General features: G+C 70.6%; 18 protein-coding genes and 1 tRNA gene. 14 read left to right on the top strand and 5 right to left on the bottom strand.

All coding sequences use genetic code 11. The features are described 5' to 3' along the window. Positions 1–38: 38 nt before the first annotated feature. On the bottom strand, positions 39–512 hold the full coding sequence (locus MIAR_RS08525) for a PaaI family thioesterase (protein WP_285634169.1): 474 nt from the start codon (positions 510–512) through the stop codon (positions 39–41). 131 nt (positions 513–643) lie between these two features. Here MIAR_RS08525 and MIAR_RS08520 point away from each other — a divergent pair, with 131 nt between their 5' ends. From MIAR_RS08520 to MIAR_RS08475, 10 genes are all read left to right on the top strand, one after another. Next, positions 644–994, top strand: coding sequence for a GntR family transcriptional regulator (locus MIAR_RS08520; protein WP_285634166.1), 351 nt, complete (start codon positions 644–646; stop codon positions 992–994). Next, positions 991–2028: an SdpI family protein gene (locus MIAR_RS08515; RefSeq protein WP_285634163.1), complete on the top strand. Its 1038-nt coding sequence runs from the start codon at positions 991–993 to the stop codon at positions 2026–2028. The genes MIAR_RS08520 and MIAR_RS08515 overlap by 4 nt, the downstream gene beginning before the upstream one ends. After that, positions 2025–3080 (top strand): DUF1648 domain-containing protein, encoded by a 1056-nt coding sequence (locus MIAR_RS08510; protein ID WP_285634161.1) that lies wholly within the window; start codon positions 2025–2027, stop codon positions 3078–3080. The genes MIAR_RS08515 and MIAR_RS08510 overlap by 4 nt, the downstream gene beginning before the upstream one ends. Positions 3081–3091: 11 nt before the next feature. After that, complete coding sequence (locus tag MIAR_RS08505; protein ID WP_285634159.1) at positions 3092–4072, top strand: CPBP family intramembrane glutamic endopeptidase; 981 nt, start codon at positions 3092–3094, stop codon at positions 4070–4072. A gap of 71 nt (positions 4073–4143) precedes the next feature. Further along, entirely contained in the window at positions 4144–4803 is a 660-nt protein-coding gene (locus MIAR_RS08500; RefSeq protein ID WP_285634157.1) for an O-methyltransferase, read from the top strand. A 118-nt stretch (positions 4804–4921) separates the two neighbouring features. Next, the gene (gene eno, locus MIAR_RS08495) at positions 4922–6202 is read left to right on the top strand and encodes a phosphopyruvate hydratase (protein ID WP_285634155.1); all 1281 of its coding nucleotides are present in this window, start codon (positions 4922–4924) and stop codon (positions 6200–6202) included. 44 nt (positions 6203–6246) lie between these two features. Next, positions 6247–6801, top strand: coding sequence for an FtsB family cell division protein (locus MIAR_RS08490; protein ID WP_285634153.1), 555 nt, complete (start codon positions 6247–6249; stop codon positions 6799–6801). Positions 6802–6853: 52 nt separating this feature from the next. Beyond that, a complete protein-coding gene (locus tag MIAR_RS08485) occupies positions 6854–7390 on the top strand; it encodes a DUF501 domain-containing protein (protein ID WP_285634150.1) in 537 nt (178 codons plus the stop codon). Beyond that, a complete protein-coding gene (locus MIAR_RS08480) occupies positions 7387–8760 on the top strand; it encodes a S8 family peptidase (protein ID WP_285634147.1) in 1374 nt (457 codons plus the stop codon). Before MIAR_RS08485 ends, MIAR_RS08480 begins: the two co-directional genes overlap by 4 nt. A 20-nt stretch (positions 8761–8780) precedes the next feature. Continuing rightward, on the top strand, positions 8781–10331 hold the full coding sequence (locus tag MIAR_RS08475; RefSeq protein ID WP_285634144.1) for an NAD(P)/FAD-dependent oxidoreductase: 1551 nt from the start codon (positions 8781–8783) through the stop codon (positions 10329–10331). 60 nt (positions 10332–10391) lie between these two features. Here the strand turns inward: MIAR_RS08475 and MIAR_RS08470 are convergent, their stop codons facing one another. Together MIAR_RS08470 and MIAR_RS08465 are read right to left on the bottom strand one after the other, a co-directional pair. Next, entirely contained in the window at positions 10392–11219 is an 828-nt protein-coding gene (locus MIAR_RS08470; protein WP_285634141.1) for an aldo/keto reductase, read from the bottom strand. 22 nt (positions 11220–11241) lie between these two features. After that, positions 11242–12435 carry an MFS transporter gene (locus MIAR_RS08465; RefSeq protein WP_285634140.1) on the bottom strand — a complete coding sequence of 398 codons (1194 nt, stop codon included), beginning with the start codon at positions 12433–12435 and terminating at the stop codon, positions 11242–11244. A 117-nt stretch (positions 12436–12552) separates the two neighbouring features. Between MIAR_RS08465 and MIAR_RS08460 the strand changes: the two genes are divergently transcribed. Beyond that, positions 12553–13005 carry a MarR family winged helix-turn-helix transcriptional regulator gene (locus MIAR_RS08460; RefSeq protein ID WP_285634134.1) on the top strand — a complete coding sequence of 151 codons (453 nt, stop codon included), beginning with the start codon at positions 12553–12555 and terminating at the stop codon, positions 13003–13005. Between the two features lie 14 nt (positions 13006–13019). Here the strand turns inward: MIAR_RS08460 and MIAR_RS08455 are convergent. Next, a tRNA-Leu gene (locus MIAR_RS08455) sits at positions 13020–13092 on the bottom strand. Between the two features lie 103 nt (positions 13093–13195). Between MIAR_RS08455 and MIAR_RS08450 the strand changes: the two genes are divergently transcribed. The 3 genes from MIAR_RS08450 (at position 13196) to MIAR_RS08440 (ending at position 16398) form a co-directional block, all read left to right on the top strand. Further along, the gene (locus MIAR_RS08450; RefSeq protein WP_285634131.1) at positions 13196–14449 is read left to right on the top strand and encodes a type III PLP-dependent enzyme domain-containing protein; all 1254 of its coding nucleotides are present in this window, start codon (positions 13196–13198) and stop codon (positions 14447–14449) included. Then, entirely contained in the window at positions 14446–15759 is a 1314-nt protein-coding gene (locus MIAR_RS08445; RefSeq protein WP_285634128.1) for a D-arabinono-1,4-lactone oxidase, read from the top strand. Before MIAR_RS08450 ends, MIAR_RS08445 begins: the two co-directional genes overlap by 4 nt. Positions 15760–15831: 72 nt before the next feature. Next, a complete protein-coding gene (locus MIAR_RS08440; RefSeq protein WP_285634126.1) occupies positions 15832–16398 on the top strand; it encodes a LemA family protein in 567 nt (188 codons plus the stop codon). Between the two features lie 30 nt (positions 16399–16428). On the opposite strand, the gene MIAR_RS08435 is transcribed toward MIAR_RS08440, so the two are convergent. Further along, complete coding sequence (locus tag MIAR_RS08435; RefSeq protein WP_285634123.1) at positions 16429–17688, bottom strand: winged helix-turn-helix domain-containing protein; 1260 nt, start codon at positions 17686–17688, stop codon at positions 16429–16431. Positions 17689–17752 lie beyond the last annotated feature (64 nt).

Below are 17752 nucleotides of genomic sequence, written 5' to 3'. Positions count from 1 at the left end.
TGGCTTCGCGCGGGCCCGCGGTCAGGTGAACGGGACTGCTACGCCCGACCGGCCTCGGTGACGCGCTTCTTCTCGCGCACGTAGACCTCGCGGCGCACCCGCGCGACGACGTCGCCCTCGGCGTCGGTGATCTCGGTCTCGAACCACTCCAGCACCTTCGCGCCGCCCCGCGCGCGTTCGCGCAGCTCTTCGGCCTTCTCCTTCGGCACCGAGAACTCGGCGGTCAGCACGCCCCGTCCCGGCTTGACGAACTCGATCTCGCCGCGGGTGTCCCAGACGACGTGATCCCGGCCGAGCTGGTGCATCACGAGCATGAAGAAGTACGGGTCGGTCATCGCGGACATCGACCCGCCGAACGCCGTCTTCACGTAGTTGCGGGTGAACACGTTCACGTGCAGTTCTACGGTCGCGTGGGTCCAGTCCTCGCTGAATCGTCGCACGCGGATGCCGCTGAACAGGTTCGGGATCCACAGGCTCATGCCCAGGGCCAGGCGTCGGGGAGTGATGCGCATGCCTGTCAGTCTGCGCACCCGCATCCGCTCGCGCCGCATCCGCTGGAGCGTACCGACAAAAGTCTTCAATGGTAGTTCTACTTGTACTAGTTGTTCTAGTTGCGCTAGATTAAACCAACGGAGGTGATCCCATGCTGATCAGAGTCGAACCCGACAGCGCGACGCCGCTGTTCGAGCAGATCGCGGCGTCGGTGCGCGCCGAGGTCCTCGCCGGCCGGCTGCACCCGGGGGATCGCCTGCCGGCCGCCCGCGAGCTCGCCGCCGGCATCGACGTCAACGTGCACACCGCCCTGCGCGCCTACCAGCAGCTGCGCGACGAGGGGCTCATCGAGCTCCGCCGCGGCCGCGGTGCCGTCGTCTCGGCATCCGCCGCACCCCTCGCGGAACTCGCCGACGAGATCGCGGCACTCGTCCGCCGCGGCGCCGAACTCGGACTCACCCCGGCCACGCTGGCCGCGATCATCAAGGAGATGGCGTCATGACCGACCGTTCCACCGAGCAGTCCGTGACCGCGCAGCATGCGAGCGATCTGCGCCGCGCGCGCCGGATGCTCGTCACCATCGGCCTGCTGGGTCCCGTCGTGATCACTGCCGTGGTCGTCGTGCTCATCATCGGCTGGCTGCCGTCGCTACCCGACCCGGCCGCCACGCACTGGGGAGTGGGCGGCGTCGATCGCCTCGGCTCGCCGACGATGTATCTGTGGCTGGCGATCGGCGTGGGGCTGGGACTCCCGGTCCTCATCGTCGCCATGGTGCTGGCGATGGGCCGCACCCAGTGGGGCGGTGCCTCACGTCTGCTGGGAGGAATGGCGCTGGGGCTCTCGGCGCTGAGCGCCGTCATCAACGGCGGATCCGTCGCCCTGCAGCGGGGCCTGTCGGAGGCCGCCCAGGTGGGACCGATCTGGCCCGTCGTGGTCGGCGGCTTCTGCGCCCTTCTGGTGCTGACCGCCGTGGGCTGGGTGCTGCAGCCGGATGTGCGTCCGACTCCGGCGAAGCCGCTCGAGCCCGCGCATCTCGCGTCGATCTCGGCAGGGGAGCGGGTGGTCTGGATGGCCACGGCCTCGATGCCGCGGGTTGCGATGCTGATCATCGGATTCATCGTCGTGCTCGTGGTCGGCATCACCGCGGTGATGGTGTTCGAGGCGCACGAGGCGTTCTGGATCCCGCTGCTCACGCTCGTGATCATCGGCTTCGCATTTGCGACCTCGGCGTCCTTCCGCGTGCGCGCCGGCGCCGACGGACTCACCGTCCGCTCGCAGGTGGGGTTCCCCCAGGTGCACGTCCCGCTCGACGAGATCGTGTCGGTGCGCGCGGTGGAGTGTCACCCCTTCGGCGAGTTCGGCGGCTTCGGCTGGCGGGTCGGCATGGACGGCCGCACCGGGATCGTGCTGCGCACCGGCCCCGCCATCGAGGTGGAGCGGCGCGACAAGCGGCCCCTGGTCGTCACGGTCGACGGCGCGGAGGTGGGCGCCGCGACCCTGCAGGCGTATCTCGACCGGCGGGCGGAGAGCTCATGACGTCGGCGTCGGTCGACGAGCGACGCCGTGGCGGCGGCATCCGCTGGGTGGGGCTGATCGTCCCGCTGGCGACCCTGCTCGTCGGGGCGATCGTGGTGGTGGTCCTGCTGCCGCACGTGCCGGACCCTGCGGCCGTGCACTGGTCGGGCGATGGGAGGCCCGACGGCTTCGCCTCGCCCTGGCTCAATCTGCTTCCGGTCGGGATCGGCGTGGTGCTCGTCATCCTGTTCGCCTGGCTCGCCCGCGCGCTCCCGCGTCTGCAGCAGACCCGTCCCGGCCCGGCGGCACTGTCGCAGGGGCCGGCCCCGACCGTCTCCACGGCGCGATTCCTCGCCGCGGTGAACCTCGGGCTGGCCGTCATGCTGACGGTGATATCCGTCGCGAGCATGGGCGTCCAGCTCGGTGTGGCGGATGCCGCGGACGCACCCGACATCAGCGGCTGGGCCGCTGTCGGAAGCGCGTGCGCGGTCGTCGCGACCCTCGCCGGCTGGTTCGCGCAACCGGCCGCGTCCGACGGTGACCAGCGTGCGGAATCCGTCGAGCCGTCGGCCTCGGGACGCACCGAATGGTCGGGCTCGGTCGTGATGGCCCGGAGCGGGCAGGTGCTGCTCGGGATCGGCGTCCTCATCACCGTCGCGCTGACGGGCGTCCTCGTCGCCCGCGCTTCGCTGACCGGCAGCTGGGGCTCCGCCCTGCTGATGATCGGCGTGACGGCACTGCTGCTGCTCGCCGTCGGCACCAGCCTCGTGTTCCGCGTGCGAGTGACGACGGACGGGCTGCGCGTCCGCTCGATCGTCGGACTCCCGAGCACGCGCATCCGCCTGTCAGACATCGCGAAGGTCGAAGTCCTGGATGTCGATCCGCTGCGCGACTTCGGAGGCTGGGGGTGGCGGATCGCCGTCGACGGTCGACGCGGTGTCGTGCTGCGCGCTGGGCGGGCGCTTCAGATCACCCGCATCAGCGGACGCCGGTTCGCCGTGACCGTCGACGGCGCCGACGATGCGGCGGCCGTGCTGGAGGGACTGCGGCGGGCATCGTCGGCCGCGAGGTGAGGAGTGTGGAGATGAGCGAGACGCAGAACGTCGAGGGGCCGAGCGAGCGGATGCCGAGGATCGGCCTGAACGCGATCATCGCCTACGTGGTGGTGGCGATGGGCCTCGCGTGGCTGGTGGCGCTGCCGCTGTGGCTGGGGAACGGGCTGACGACTCCGGGCGCCGGCCTGCTGCTCCCGGTGATGATGTACGCCCCCGCGGCTGCCGTGCTGATCGTCCTGTTCGTGATGCGGCCGATTCCGAAGGGCCAGCGGCTCAGGTTCCTGGGGATGTGGCCGCTGCGCCCTGCGAAACGCGTGATCTGGATGAGCGTCATCGCCGTCTTCGGTGCGTTCGCGGTGGTGCTCCTGGCGCTCGCGATCGCGTCGATGCTCGGCTGGATCACGCTCGACCTGGTCGACTTCTCGGGCTACAGGGAGGCCCTCGAGGCGAACCCCCTGGTGGCTGCCTCCGGCACGGCGCTGCCGCCGCTGGGCGTGCTGATCCTGACCCAGCTGCTCTCCATGCCGTTCGCCGCGATCACGATCAACGCGCTCGCCGCCTTCGGAGAGGAGCTCGGCTGGCGAGGCTTCCTGGTCCCGGCGCTGCGGCGATACGGCACCTGGACGGCGCTGCTCGTCAGCGGGGCGATCTGGGGTCTGTGGCACGCGCCGGTGATCCTGCTCGGATACGACTTCGGCCGCACCGACATCACCGGGGTGCTGCTGATGACCGGCGGATGCATCGCCTGGGGCGTGCTGTTCGGCTATCTGCGGCTGAGGTCCGGGTCGATGTGGCCGGCCGTGTTCGCCCATGGCGCCCTGAACGCCTCCGCGGGTCTCCCTCTCGTGCTCTTCGCGGCCGGAACCCGCCCCGATCCCGCCTTCGCGCTCGCGCTGGGCATCTCCGGCTGGATCGCGTGCGCCGTGGTGGTGATCATCCTGCTGCTGACCGGAGAGTTCCGCCGGCAGCCCGCGCTCGCGGAGCCGCGTCCACGGCATCCGGGAGCCTGACGCCGTCGGAGGACCGGTCGTCCGCCGCGCGCTCCCTTGACCGCACGCGGCCACCGCGGTTGGCTGAGCACATGGACTCCACCCCGGCGGCCTGGCGGGCCGCAGACGACTTCCTCGCCGACACCCTCGTCGGACACGATCCCGCCCTCGAGGCGGCGCTCGCCGCCCAGCGCGCGGCGGGCATGCCCGAGATCGAGGTCGCACCGGTCGCCGGCAAGCTGCTGAACCTGCTGGTGCGCATCTCCGGCGCCGCCCGCGTCTTGGAGATCGGCACGCTCGGGGGCTATTCGACGATCTGGATGGCCCGTGGTGTGGGGGAGCAGGGCCGCGTCGTCACGATCGAGGCGGAGGCCGCGCACGCCGCCGTCGCGCGGGCGAGCATCGACGCGGCAGGCGTGGGGGACCGCGTCGACATCCGGGTCGGTCGAGGTGCGGACGTGCTGCCGACCCTGGTCGGCGGGTTCGATCTGGTGTTCATCGACGCCGACAAGGAGTCGAACACGCTCTACCTGGACTGGGCGGCCAGGCTCGGCCACCCGGGCACCGTGGTCATCGTCGACAACATCGGACGCGACGGCGAGATCGTGAACGACACCAGTCCGGATTCCAAGGTCGTCGGAACCAGGGACGGACTGCGGATGCTGGGAGAGGACCCCCGCTTCGACGCGACCGCCCTGCAGACCGTGGGCATCAAGGGCTGGGACGGCTTCGCGGTCGCGGTCGTGGTCTGAGGAGCCATCGGCTCGGCGGAAACACCCTCGGGGCCCGCGACGTCGAATGACTAGACTGAACCGCGGATCGACGTCGCTCCACACCACCACCCTTCCCTCCCTGAAAAGGAGCACACCCGTGGCACTGATCGAGGCTGTAGGCGCACGCGAGATCCTGGACTCGCGCGGAAACCCGACCGTCGAGGTGGAGGTGCTCCTCGATGACGGCATCGTGCAGCGGGCCGCCGTCCCCTCCGGCGCATCCACCGGCGCCTTCGAGGCATACGAGCTGCGCGACGGGGACAAGAGCCGTTACGGCGGCAAGGGCGTGCTGAAGGCCGTCGAGGCGGTCATCGACGAGCTGGGCCCCGCCATCGAGGGCGTCGAGGCCAGCGAGCAGCGCGTCATCGACGAGATCCTCATCGAGGTCGACGGCACCGACAACAAGAGCCGCGTCGGCGCCAACGCCATCCTCGGCGTCAGCCTCGCGGTCGCGAAGGCCGCCGCCGACTCGGCCGACCTGCCGCTGTTCCGCTACCTGGGCGGCCCGAACGCGCACCTGCTGCCCGTCCCGCTGTTCAACGTCATCAACGGCGGCGAGCACGCCGACAACGGCATCGACTTCCAGGAGTACTTCCTGGCCCCGATCGGCGCCGACACCTACTCCGAGTCGCTGCGCTGGGGCGTGGAGACCTACCACGTGCTCAAGAGCGAGCTGAAGGCCGCCGGCTTCAACACCGGTCTCGGCGACGAGGGCGGCTTCGCCCCCGACCTGCCCAGCAACCGCGAGGGCCTGGACTTCCTGCTCAAGGCCATCGAGAAGGCCGGCTTCACCCCGGGCAAGGACATCGCCGTCGGCCTCGACGTCGCCGCGACCGAGTTCTTCTCCGACGGCGTGTACCGCGTCGAGGGCAAGGAGTGGTCGCCCGAGCAGCTCATCGAGTACTTCGAGGGCCTCGTGCGCGACTTCCCGATCGTCACCATCGAGGACGCGCTCGCCGAGGACGACTGGGACAACTGGAAGGCGCTGACCGACGCGATCGGCTCCAAGGTGCAGCTGGTCGGCGACGACCTGTTCGTGACCAACCCCGAGCGCCTGCGTCGCGGCATCGACACCGGCGTGGCGAACTCGCTGCTGGTCAAGGTGAACCAGATCGGCACGCTGTCCGAGACGCTCGACGCGATCAACCTCGCTCACCGCTCCGGCTACACCACGATGCTCTCGCACCGCTCCGGCGAGACCGAGGACACCACGATCGCCGACCTCGCCGTCGCCGTGAACTCGGGTCAGATCAAGACCGGTGCGCCCGCACGCAGCGAGCGCGTCGCGAAGTACAATCAGCTTCTGCGCATCGAGGAGGAGCTGGGAGACGCCGCGGTGTTCGCGGGCCGCTCGGCCTTCCCGCGTTTCAAGGCCTGATCAGGGGTCCTGGCCGCAGAGATCCGACGAACGAAGGGGGAGCCATGGCGAGACGTCCGGCTCCCCCTTCGGCGTCCCCGGCGAAGCGCCCGGGCAAGGACCGCACGACCGGACAGGACCGTTCGCAGCCGCGGGACCGCCCTGTTCGCGGCGAGGGCCGACGCGTCGACGTGCGCGAGTGGGCCGGCGGCATCCGCCTCTCCGGTTTCGCCGTGATCATGCTGTCGCTCGTGGTCCTCGGCACCTGGGTCCTGGTGCCGTCGATCGGGACCTACCTCGACCAGCGTCAGAAGATCGCCGCGCTCGAGCACTCGGTGCAGCTGACCAAGGATCAGATCGCCGCGCTCGAGCAGGAGCGCACCCGCTGGAACGACCCCGCCTACATCACCACGCAGGCGCGGGAGAGGCTCTACTACACCAAGCCGGGCGAGGTCATCTACCTCGTCGACAACGACCTCGACCCCGCTGACGTCCCGCCCGCCCAGCAGCACGTCAGCGACAAGATCCAGGAGCGTCCGTCGGACTGGATGCCGCAACTGCTGCGCAGCCTCACCGGCGCCGGATTGGCGAAGAGCGCGGTGGAGACGCCCGCGGGCTGAATCGCGCCGCGCACTGAGTCTTCACACAGGTCGCGACCCGTACGCTGGTGAGGTGACGACCCCGCCTTACGAGACGCCGACCGCCGCTGAGATCGCCGTCGTGTCCAGCCAGCTCGGACGCGAGGCCCGGGGCGTGGTGGGCATCGCCGCACGCTGCGTGTGCGGCAACCCGACCGTGGTCGCCACGGCTCCGCGTCTGGCCGACGGCACGCCGTTCCCGACGTTCTACTACCTGACGCATCCGGCGGCCACCGCCGCGATGTCCACGCTCGAGGCCGACCACGTGATGCCCGAGCTCGCCGCGCTGCTCGAGGACGACGAGGACGTCGCTGCCGCGTACCTCGCGGCGCACCACGCCTACCTCGCCGACCGCGCCGGCTTCGGCGACGTGCCCGAGATCTCCGGCGTGTCCGCTGGCGGCATGCCCACCCGCGTCAAGTGCCTGCACGCCCTCGCGGGTCACGCGCTCGCGGCCGGTCCCGGCGTGAACCCGATCGGCGATGCGGCGCTCGCCCGCTCCAGCTGGTCTCCCGAGCGGTGCGCGTGCGTGCAGCCGGGCGCTGCGGTCGGAACGAGCGCGGCGGGATGACCCGCGGCCGGATGCTGTCGAGCTTCGCCGCGTCCGCGGCGATGGCGGCATCCGTCGTCCTGGCGGCCTCGCCGGCGGTCGCCGCGGCACCCGCCGCACCGGCGCCGGTCACGTCCGTGCCGGTGCAGGCGGAGACGCCGGCGCCCACAGCGCCGCCCGTGCCCGACGATCCCGCCGACCCGGTCCGCGCACAGCAGTACTGGCTCGACGGCGCCCGCATCCGGGAGGCGTGGAATACGACCCTCGGCGAGGGCGTGACGATCGCCGTGCTCGACACCGGCATCGGCAAGGCGGCGGGAGCCTTCGGCGACTCCGTCGCGGGCGGTGTCGACGAGTCCGGCGTCGGCAGCAAGGACGGCCGCTCGCCGGTGGGCGTGATCAACAGCGACCACGGAACGCTGGTGGCGTCGACCGCCGCGGCGCCCGGGAACGCCGACGGCACCGGGATGATCGGCGTGGCGCCCCGCGCGAAGCTGCTGTCGATATCGCTGGGCTTCCCGGGGTCCTCGGCGACGAAGCCGTTCACCGAACAGGTCGCCGAGGGCATGAGATGGGCCGTGGACCACGGTGCGAAGGTCATCAACCTGTCGTTCACGACCAACACTCTGGACTGGGACCGGAGCTGGGACGACGCGTTCCTGTACGCCTTCGAGCACGATGTGGTCGTCATCGTCGCCGCGGGGAACCGGGGGAGCGGGACATCGATCGTCGGCGCACCCGCAACGATCCCCGGCGTGCTCACGGTCGGGGGAGTGGACCAGACCGGGACGGCCAGCGTCGAGGCATCCACCCAGGGCATCTTCATCGGCGTGATGGCGCCCAGCGAGCACCTGCTGGGGCTGACCGCAGACGGCAGCGTGGTCTCCTGGGACGGCACCAGCGGCGCCGCTCCGATCGTCGCCGGCGTGGCCGCGCTCGTGCGCGCCGCGCATCCCGAGCTGGATGCCGCCAACGTCATCAACCGGATCATCAGGACGGCCATCAAGGTGCCCGAGATGACCAAGACCCCGGACGTGCAGTACGGCTACGGCCTGCTGGACGCGAACGCCGCGGTCACGGCATCCGTGCCGAAGGTGAAGGCCAACCCGATGGGCGATCTGAAGGAGTGGATCCGCCTGTACCGGCGCGCGGCTTCGCCCGCCGACCCGACTCCCGACGCGACCGCGACTCCCGTCCCGGTGCCGCCGCTGCCCGCCGCGGACGCGCCCTCCGAGCCCGGATCGCCCCTGCTCCCGTCCGCCGAGACGCTGCGGTACGGTACCCTGCCGCTCCTGGCGCTCACAGTCCCTGGTACTCTGATAGCGCTTGGCGTCACCGCAGCTGCCCGGCGTATCCGATCGGAGCGCGGTAGACGCACTCCCACACCCTGACGACGAGGAGTTGTCCCCCTGTGCCTCAGAACAGCACTGCACCCCGCATTCTGATTGTCGGTGGAGGCTACGCAGGTTTCTACACCGCTTGGAAGCTCGAGAAGCACCTTCGCAAGGGCGAGGCGGAGGTGACCATGGTCGACCCGCTGCCGTACATGACCTACCAGCCCTTCCTGCCCGAGGTCGCGGCCGGCTCGATCGAGGCGCGTCACGCGGTGGTCGCGCACCGTCGCCACCTCAAGCGCACCAACGTCATCACCGCGAAGGTGACCGGCATCGATCACGCGAACAAGGTCGCGACCATCACCCCGCCGCTGGGTGAGTCCTACGAGTTCGCGTACGACCAGATCGTCGTGACCGCCGGCGCCGTCTCGCGCACCTTCCCGATCCCCGGCATCGCCGACAACGCGATCGGGCTCAAGACCATCGAAGAGGCCGTCGCCGTGCGCGACAAGCTGATGTCGAACTTCGACAAGGCCGCCTCCATCCCGGCGGGCCCCGAGCGCGACCGTCTGCTGACCGTCGTCGTGGTAGGCGGCGGGTTCGCCGGCATCGAGGTGTTCGCCGAGCTGCGCTCGCTGGCATCCGCCCTCGTCGCGAAGTACCCGCAGCTGTCGTTCGACGACACGCACTTCCACCTGATCGAGGCCATGGGGCGCATCATGCCCGAGGTCTCGCTGAAGACCAGCGAGTGGGTGCTGAAGGACCTCGCCAAGCGCGGCGCCAGCGTGCACCTCGACACGCAGGTCACCGGCGCCATCGACGGCAACGTCGAGCTGTCCACCGGCGAGGTCATCCCGACCGACCTGATCGTCTGGACCGCCGGCGTCATGGCCAACCCCACCGTCGTGCGCGGCGGCGACCTGCCGGTCGAGGAGCGCGGTCGCATCCGCACCCGTGCCGACCTGCGCGTCGGCACCGCCGAGGAGGCCGTCGAGGGCGCCTGGGCCGCCGGTGACGTCTCGGCCGTCCCCGACCTGTCCGGCGGTGGTGTCGGCGGCTACTGCGTTCCCAACGCCCAGCACGCCGTGCGTCAGGCGAAGGTCCTCGCGAAGAACCTCGTGGCCGTGCTGCGGGGCGAGCGGACCAAGGACTACTTCCACAAGAACCTCGGTGCGGTCGCGGGCCTCGGCCTGTACAACGGCGTGTTCCAGTCCGGCAAGATCGCTCTGAAGGGCTTCGTCGCCTGGGTCGCGCACCGCGGCTACCACGGCCTGGCCATGCCCACGTGGGAGCGCAAGTGGCGCGTGCTGTGGGGCTGGTGGAACAACCTGTGGCTCGGTCGCGACATCGTGAACCTCGAGACCGTGCAGAACCCGCGCTACGTCTTCGAGGAGTTCGCAGCTCGACCCCGTCCGGCGGCTCCCGCTGCGGCCCCGGCCGCTCCTGCCGCGAAGCCCGCTCCGGCGCAGGTCGCCGACGAGAAGGACGTTCCGGTCGCGAAGGATGCCGCATCGAAGGATGCGCCGGCGAAGGCTGCTGCGGCCAAGGCCCCCGCCAAGAAGGCTCCCGCCAAGAAGCCGGCTGCCAAGAAGGCTCCCGCCAAGGAGACCGCCGACACCAAGGCGTGACATCGACGCTGAAAGGCCCGGATCCGATCGGATCCGGGCCTTTCGCTGTGCGGGCGTCGCTCAGGCGGCGTGGAACTCGTCCGGGTGCGGGCCGGTGCGGCCGTCTCGCTCGAGCGTGTCGATCGCACCCAGTTCGTCAGCGGTGAGGTCGAAGCCGAGCACGTCGAAGTTCTCCGCGATGCGCGACGGCGTCACCGACTTCGGGATCACGATGCGGCCCTGCTGCAGGTGCCAGCGCAGCACGGCCTGTGCGGGGGAGACGCCGTGCGCCTCGGCGATCGCCACGACGGCCGGGTCGCGCAGCACGGCGCCCTGGGCGAGCGGGCTCCACGCCTCGGTCGCGATGCCGTGACGAGCGTTCGCCGCGATCACGTCGCGGTTCTGCATGGCCGGGTGCAGCTCGACCTGGTTGACCACCGGGACGACCTCGGATGCCGCGACGAGGCGGTCCAGGTGTGCGGGCTGGAAGTTCGACACGCCGATGGCGCGCACGCGCCCCTCGGCGTGGATCCGCTCGAGTGCCCGCCAGGTGTCCAGGTAGAGGTCGCGCTCCGGCGTGGGCCAGTGGATCAGGTACAGGTCCAGCTGTTCGAGGCCGAGCTTCTCCAGCGCCTCGTCATAGGCGCGGAGCGTGGCGTCGAAGCCCTGGTCGGAGTTCCAGACCTTCGAGGTGATGAACAGCTCGGACCGGTCGATGCCCGAGTCGGCGATGGCGCGGCCCACGCCGGCCTCGTTGCCGTAGACGGCCGCGGTGTCGATGCTGCGATAGCCGACTCGCAGGGCCTCGGCGACGGCCGCGGTCGTCTCGTCGTCGGGCACCTGGAAGACGCCGAAGCCGAGCTGCGGCATCTCGATGCCGTTGTTCAGAGTGATCGTGGGGATGGACATGATTTCCTTTCGAGGAAGTGGGTCAGTTCGCGTGGGCGAGTTCAGGGGAGGTGGAGACGGATACCGTGCCGCCCGCCTTCGCGGTGGCCATGGCGATGCCCATCACGACGAGGGCGGCCGCGGTGATGCCGGCGCCGATCCAGATCGGGGCCGTGTGGCCGAGGCCGGCCGCGATGCCGACTCCGCCGGCCCACGCACCCAGGGCGTTGCCGACGTTGAAGGCGCCGATGTTGGCGCCGGATGCCAGCGTCGGGGCCTGGCCCGCGAACTGCATGATGCGGCTCTGCAGGCCCGGAACCGTCCCGAAGCCGAAACCGCCCATCAGGAACAGCGACGCGATCGTGGCGATCTGCCACTGCGCGGTGAAGCCGAAGAAGACCAGTACGACGACGAGGGCGCCGATGAAGGCGAGCAGGGTGCGGTCGATCGAGCGATCGGCCAGGCGCCCGCCCAGCCAGTTGCCGACGACCAGGCCGGCGCCGAACAGCACGAGAAGCCAGGGAACCGAACTGGAGGCGAATCCGCTGACCTCGGTGAGCGTGTACGCGATGTAGGTGAACGCGCCGAACATCCCGCCGTAGGCGAGCACGGTGACGGCGAGGGACAGCCAGACCTGGCCGGAGCGGAATGCGCCGAGCTCGGCGCGCAGGCTGACCTGCTGCTGCGCTCCGCGCTGCGCGGGGACGAGCGCGGCGATGCCGACGAAGGCGATGACGCCGATCAGCGAGATGGCCCAGAAGGTGGACCGCCAGCCGAGCTGCTGGCCGAGGAAGGTGCCGAACGGCACGCCCAGCACGTTCGCCGCGGTGAGTCCCGTGAACATGATGGCGATCGCGCCCGCCTTCTTCTCGGGGCGCACCAGGCCCGAGGCGACCACGGAACCCACTCCGAAGAACGCTCCGTGGTCGAGCGCGGCGATGATGCGGCCGACCATGGCGATCGCGTAGGTGTCGGCGACGGCGGTGAGCACGTTGCCGACGATGAACAGCACGACCAGTCCGAGCAGCAGAGGCTTGCGGGGGAGGCGGATGGTGAGCGCGGTCAGCAGCAGGGCTCCGATCACGACGGCCAGAGCGTACCCGGAGATCAGCCAGCCCGCGGTCGCCTCGCTGACGCCGAAGTCGGTCGCGACCTCCGGCAGCAGACCCATGATGACGAATTCGGTGAGACCGATGCCGAACGCTCCGATGGCGAGGGCGATGAGTCCGAGAGGCATGAGGGTTCTCCTGTTAGACTTGCCAAGTAGTTGCAGACGCTGGATTTTGCGGATGCAGGAACAATGATTGCACACGCAACTAACCGGCGCAAGCAACTATCGCTGAGAGGAGCTCCCATGGGCATCGCGGATGACGCCGTCGAGATCAGGGCACAGGGCTGGCGCACGCTGGCCGCGCTGCACGGCATGATCGAGGCCGAGCTCGAACGCGCCCTCACGGCGGAGGCCGGCCTGTCGGTCGTCGAGTACACGGTGCTCGACGCGCTGAACCGGCAGGACGGCTGGCACATGCGGATGCAGCAGCTCGCCCGTGCCGCAGCGCTGAGTCCGAGTGCGACCACGCGTCTGGTCAACAGGCTCGAGGACCGCGGGCTGCTCACACGCATCCTCTGCATGGACGACCGTCGCGGGATCTACACCGAGCTGACCGCCGCGGGTCAGGAGCTGCACGACCGTGCCCGCCCCGTGCACGACGCGACCCTCGAGCGGGTCCTCGCCGAGGCGGCCGATCAGCCCGAGCTGGCGCCGATGGTCGATGCGCTGCACCGCGAGCACGTCACCGCGAGCTGAGCTCCGTCGCTCTGTGCCCCCACCGGGATTCGAACCCGGACTGAAGCGTGTTTAAGACGCCTGCCTCTGCCGTTGGGCTATGGGGGCCCGCGCCGCAAGCCTAGCCGCGCCCGCGCACGGAGCGGGATCAGTATTGAACCGGGTGTCAACAATGGTGATTCCGGGTTCCGGAACGTCGTAGGGTGGGGGAGTGCTCGACCTCACCGCCGAACTGAGCCCCACCGCCGACGAGGGCCGCGCTGCCCGCGACCTCGCCTGGCAGGATCCTGCGCGCTACTGGCGCGGCCTCACGGAGGCCACAGCGCACCTTCCCGCGCCCGTCGCGGTGATCGAGCGGGATGCCCTGCGGCACAACGCGATGGACCTGCTGGTGCGCGCCGGCGGCATCCCCATCCGCGTCGCCACCAAGTCGGTGCGGGTGCGCTCGGTGCTGGACGCCGTGCTCGCGATACCGGGGTTCCGGGGCATCCTGTCGTTCACCCTCGCCGAGGCGCTCTGGCTCGCCGAGGACCACGACGACATCGTGCTCGGCTACCCGACGGTGGATCGCGCCGGGCTGGCGACGCTGCTCTCCGACGAGAGGCTCGCATCGCGCATCACCCTGATGATCGACGACCTGGGGCACCTCGACCTGATCGACTCCATCGCCGCGCCCGGGAGGCGACCCGAGGTGCGCGTCGCGATCGACGTGGACGCCTCGTTCAAAGCCCCGGGGCTCGGCCACCTCGGCGTCCGGCGCTCGCCGCTGTTCACCGCGGCGGATGTGGCGGGCTTCGCCCGCGAGGTCGTGCGCCGGCCCGGCTTCCGCCTGGTCGGGCTGCAGATGTACGAGGCGCAGATCGCGGGCCAGGGGGACGCGGCCGGCCCCGACGCGCCCGTGATCAGGGCCATGCAGTCCCGCTCCCGGGCGGAGCTGCGCCGCCGTCGCGCGGAGATCGCGGATGCCATGCTGGGCGTCGCCCCGCTCGAGTTCCTCAACGGCGGCGGCACCGGATCCCTGGAGTTCACCGGCAGCGACGAGTCCTTGACCGAGGCGACCGCCGGGAGCGGGCTGCTCGCCGGCCGGCTGTTCGACGGCTACCGGTCCTTCCGGCCTGCACCGGCCACCGGCTTCGCCTTCGATGTCGTGCGCAGACCCGCCCCCGACATCGCCACCGTCCTCGGCGGCGGATGGATCGCCTCCGGACCCGCGGTGGAGTCCCGCCAGCCGCAACCCGTCTGGCCGCCGCGCCTGCGCACGCTGCCGCGCGAAGCCGCCGGAGAGGTGCAGACGCCGCTCCAGGGCGAAGCGGCGCGCGAGCTGAAGATCGGCGACCGGGTCTGGTTCCGGCACGCCAAGAGCGGCGAACCCGCAGAGCGGATCCTGAGCTACCACCTCGTCGCCGGCGGCTCCGTCGTCGACGAACTGCCCACCTATCGCGGTGAGGGGAAGGCCTTCCTATGACGCGTCCCGGCGGAACCTGGCAGAACTGGGGGCGCTCCGCATCCGTGCGCCCCGTGCGGGTGGAACGCCCGCGCTCGCCCGAGGGTGTGCAGCGCGCGGTCAAGGCGGCGGCATCCCAGGGCCTCACGGTCAAGGCGATCGGCGCAGGCCACAGCTTCACCGGCATCGCGGTCGCTCCGGGCGTGCTGCTGGAACTGGACGACATGCAGGGCCTCGTCTCGGCGGACGCGGCCACCGGACGCGTCACGCTGCTCGCGGGCACCCGGCTGCATCGCATCCCATCGCTGCTGCGCCCCTACGGCCTTGCCATGGAGAACCTCGGAGACATCGACCGGCAGTCCATCGCCGGCGCGATCTCCACCGGCACGCACGGCACCGGCACGGGATTCGGCGGGATCGCCACGCAGGTGCGCGGCCTGACTCTCATCACGGCCGACGGCGAGTTCCTGCGCATCGACGAGACCCACGACAGCGAACTGCTGCCCGGCGCCGTCGTCGGCCTCGGGGCGCTCGGCGTGGTCGTGGAGGTGACCCTGCAGTGCGTGCCGGCGTTCGTGCTGCACGCCGTGGACGCGCCCGCGCCGCTCGGCGAGACGCTCGAGACCGTGCACGAGCAGGCAGCCGCGGCCGACCACCTCGAGTTCTACTGGCATCCGCACACCGACGTGGCGCTGAAGAAGACGCAGACACGATTGCCGGAGTCCGCGAAGCGGCATCCGATCCCTCCGGTGCAGCACTGGCTCGACGAGACCGTGCTGACCAACGGCGTCTTCGGCGCCTTCTGCGCGGTGAGCCGCGCCGTCCCGGCGATCATCCCGCCGTTCAACCGGCTCGCGGTCAAGCTGACCGGCGACGGCGAGTACTCCGACGAGTCGCACCGCGTGCTCATCCACCACCGCAACGTGCGATTCCGCGAGATGGAGTACGCGATCCCCGCCGAAAACCTCGTGCCCGCCTTCGAGGAGGTGCGGGCACTCGTCGCCGATCGCGGCTGGCGGATCGAGTTCCCCGTCGAGGTGCGCTTCGCGGCATCCGACGATCTGTGGCTGTCCACCGCCTCGGGGCGCGACAGCGCGTACATCGCCGTGCACCGCTACTGGCGCACCGATCCGCGCCCCTACTTCGACGCCGTCGAGCAGATCATGCTCCGGCACGGCGGACGCCCGCACTGGGGCAAGCTGCACAGCCTGGAGGCCGAGCAGCTCCGGGAGCGATACCCGCGCTTCGACGACTTCATCGCCCTGCGCGACCGGCTCGACCCGAAGCGCGTGTTCGGCAACAGGCATCTCGAGCGCATTCTCGGAGCCTGAGAACCGCCTGTCGTCCAGCCGATGCGCAGAGTCGCGCACATAGGATGGATCAAGATCCAAGAGGGGGCATCCATGGAATGGCTGTGGCCGGTACTGATCATCGTGGGCATCGTCGTGCTCATCGGGATCTATCTGTGGTCGACCTACAACTCACTCGTGCAGCTGAACGTGCGCGTGGACGAGGCGTGGAGCGGCATCACCGTCCAGCTCAAGCGCCGAGCCGACCTCATCCCGAACCTGATCGAGACCGTACGCGGCTACGCGGCCCATGAGAAGTCCGTGTTCGAGGGCGTCACCCGGGCACGAGCTGAGACGCTCTCCGCGACGGGCCCCGCTGAGGCCGGAGTCGCCGAGGGACACCTCCAGCAGGCGCTGCGCAGTCTGTTCGCGGTGGCCGAGGCCTACCCGCAGCTTCAGGCCAGCCAGAACTACCTGCAGCTGCAGCACTCGCTGGTCGACACCGAGGACAAGATCCAGGCGGCCCGTCGCTTCTACAACGGCGGCGTGCGCGAGCTGAACACCAAGATCAAGGTGTTCCCCAACAACATGTTCGCCCGGGGCCTCGGCTTCACCGAGCGCGAGTTCTTCGAGGTCGCCGACGGCAACGCGATCTCAGAACCACCCCGCGTGCAGTTCTGACGGAAAGGCCCCGCTCCGGCGGGGCCTTTCTCATTCCCGCGGGTGCGCGTGGCGGTCGAGGGGCGCCTCGCCGCCGTGCAGCGCCCGCGCCACGGCATCCGTCGCGTCACCCCACCCCGACACGCTGATGCGCTCCAGACCCTGCCAGGCGGCCGCCCGGACGAGCTCCTCGGCGATCCGCGGGGCGTCGGCCTCGGGCCGCGCCTGCGGCTCCCACCACGCCGACTGCACGCGCAGCACGGAGGCCGCGCGATCCGCCTTCAGGTCGGTGCGCCCGACGATCCTGTCGCCGACGAGCACAGGCAGCGAGTAGTACCCGTAACGCCGTTTGTGCGCGGGGACGTAGATCTCGATCCGGTAGTCGAAGTCGAACACCCGCAGGGCGCGGTCACGGAACCACACCACCGGATCGAACGGCGTCAGCAGGGCCGCGCGGTCGATGCGGCGGGGGAGCGCGGCGTCGCGGTGCCGCCAGGCGGACACCGCCCTCCCGCCACGATCCCAGCCCCGCACGGCCACAGGCTCCAGCTCGCCGGCATCGACGAGGTCCGCGACCGCCGCGCGCACGGCGGACTGGTCCCGGAACCGGTAGTAGTCGTTCAGATCGGCGACCGTCGCGACCCCGTAGGAGCGCGCGGCGCGGCGCACCAGCTCGCGCAGGGCGTCCCGCTCGGGCACCGGGGCCGCCAGCACGTTCGCGGGCACGATCTGCTCGGCCAGGCCGTAGCGCCGCTCGAACCCGATCCGTCCGGCGATCGCCACCTCGCCGCAGCGCCAGAGGTGCTCCAGCGCCGACTTCGCGGCATCCCAGTCCCACCAGGGCCCCCGCTCGCGCGGCGCATCGTCGCGCAGATCCGCCGGCCGCAGCGGGCCCCGATCGCGCAGCTCGGCGCGCACCCAGTCGAGCGTGCGCGCGTTCGCGTGCATCCAGCTGTCCGGCCGGGATGCCCGGTGCCGCCACGCCCGCATCCGGAAGTCCCAGAGAGCCCAGTCCTCGACGGGCATGAAGGCGGCTTCGTGGGCGAGGTACTCGACGTAGTGCGTCGTGCGGGAGAGGAACGATCGATCGAGCAGCGCCGTGTCGTAGGCGCCGAGCCGCGAGAACATCGGCATGTAGTGCGAGCGTGCGAACACGTTCACGGAGTCGATCTGCAGCACGCCCAGGCGATCCATGGCCCGGTGCAGGTGGCGGGATGCCACGGCATCCGGCATCCGTCGGGAGAAGCCCTGTGCGGCGAGGGTGATCCGGCGCGCTTCTCCGGCGCTGAGGGAGGTGGTCGTCGACGTCACCCGTTCAGGCTATCCGGGCCCTCCGACACGGAACGGGGCGCGGCGGGGGAGCGTACGTAGAATT

It is taken from the genome of Microbacterium arabinogalactanolyticum (assembly GCF_030268005.1).
In the GTDB taxonomy this organism is placed as follows: domain Bacteria; phylum Actinomycetota; class Actinomycetes; order Actinomycetales; family Microbacteriaceae; genus Microbacterium; species Microbacterium arabinogalactanolyticum.
Note: the sequence above shows the minus strand (reverse complement) of the source record. Positions and strands in the feature narration are given on the sequence as shown.

Bases quoted from the DNA above. Each gene is read 5' to 3' on its own strand.
- MIAR_RS08480 (WP_285634147.1), top strand. From the start codon at position 7,387: ATGACCCGCGGCCGGATGCTGTCGAGCTTCGCCGCGTCCGCGGCGATG.
- MIAR_RS08445 (WP_285634128.1), top strand. From the start codon at position 14,446: ATGACGCGTCCCGGCGGAACCTGGCAGAACTGGGGGCGCTCCGCATCC.
- MIAR_RS08465 (WP_285634140.1), bottom strand. From the start codon at position 12,435: ATGCCTCTCGGACTCATCGCCCTCGCCATCGGAGCGTTCGGCATCGGT.
- MIAR_RS08440 (WP_285634126.1), top strand. From the start codon at position 15,832: ATGGAATGGCTGTGGCCGGTACTGATCATCGTGGGCATCGTCGTGCTC.
- MIAR_RS08470 (WP_285634141.1), bottom strand. From the start codon at position 11,219: ATGTCCATCCCCACGATCACTCTGAACAACGGCATCGAGATGCCGCAG.
- MIAR_RS08490 (WP_285634153.1), top strand. From the start codon at position 6,247: ATGGCGAGACGTCCGGCTCCCCCTTCGGCGTCCCCGGCGAAGCGCCCG.
- MIAR_RS08505 (WP_285634159.1), top strand. From the start codon at position 3,092: ATGAGCGAGACGCAGAACGTCGAGGGGCCGAGCGAGCGGATGCCGAGG.
- MIAR_RS08500 (WP_285634157.1), top strand. From the start codon at position 4,144: ATGGACTCCACCCCGGCGGCCTGGCGGGCCGCAGACGACTTCCTCGCC.
- MIAR_RS08460 (WP_285634134.1), top strand. From the start codon at position 12,553: ATGGGCATCGCGGATGACGCCGTCGAGATCAGGGCACAGGGCTGGCGC.
- MIAR_RS08520 (WP_285634166.1), top strand. From the start codon at position 644: ATGCTGATCAGAGTCGAACCCGACAGCGCGACGCCGCTGTTCGAGCAG.
- MIAR_RS08510 (WP_285634161.1), top strand. From the start codon at position 2,025: ATGACGTCGGCGTCGGTCGACGAGCGACGCCGTGGCGGCGGCATCCGC.
- MIAR_RS08525 (WP_285634169.1), bottom strand. From the start codon at position 512: ATGCGCATCACTCCCCGACGCCTGGCCCTGGGCATGAGCCTGTGGATC.
- MIAR_RS08515 (WP_285634163.1), top strand. From the start codon at position 991: ATGACCGACCGTTCCACCGAGCAGTCCGTGACCGCGCAGCATGCGAGC.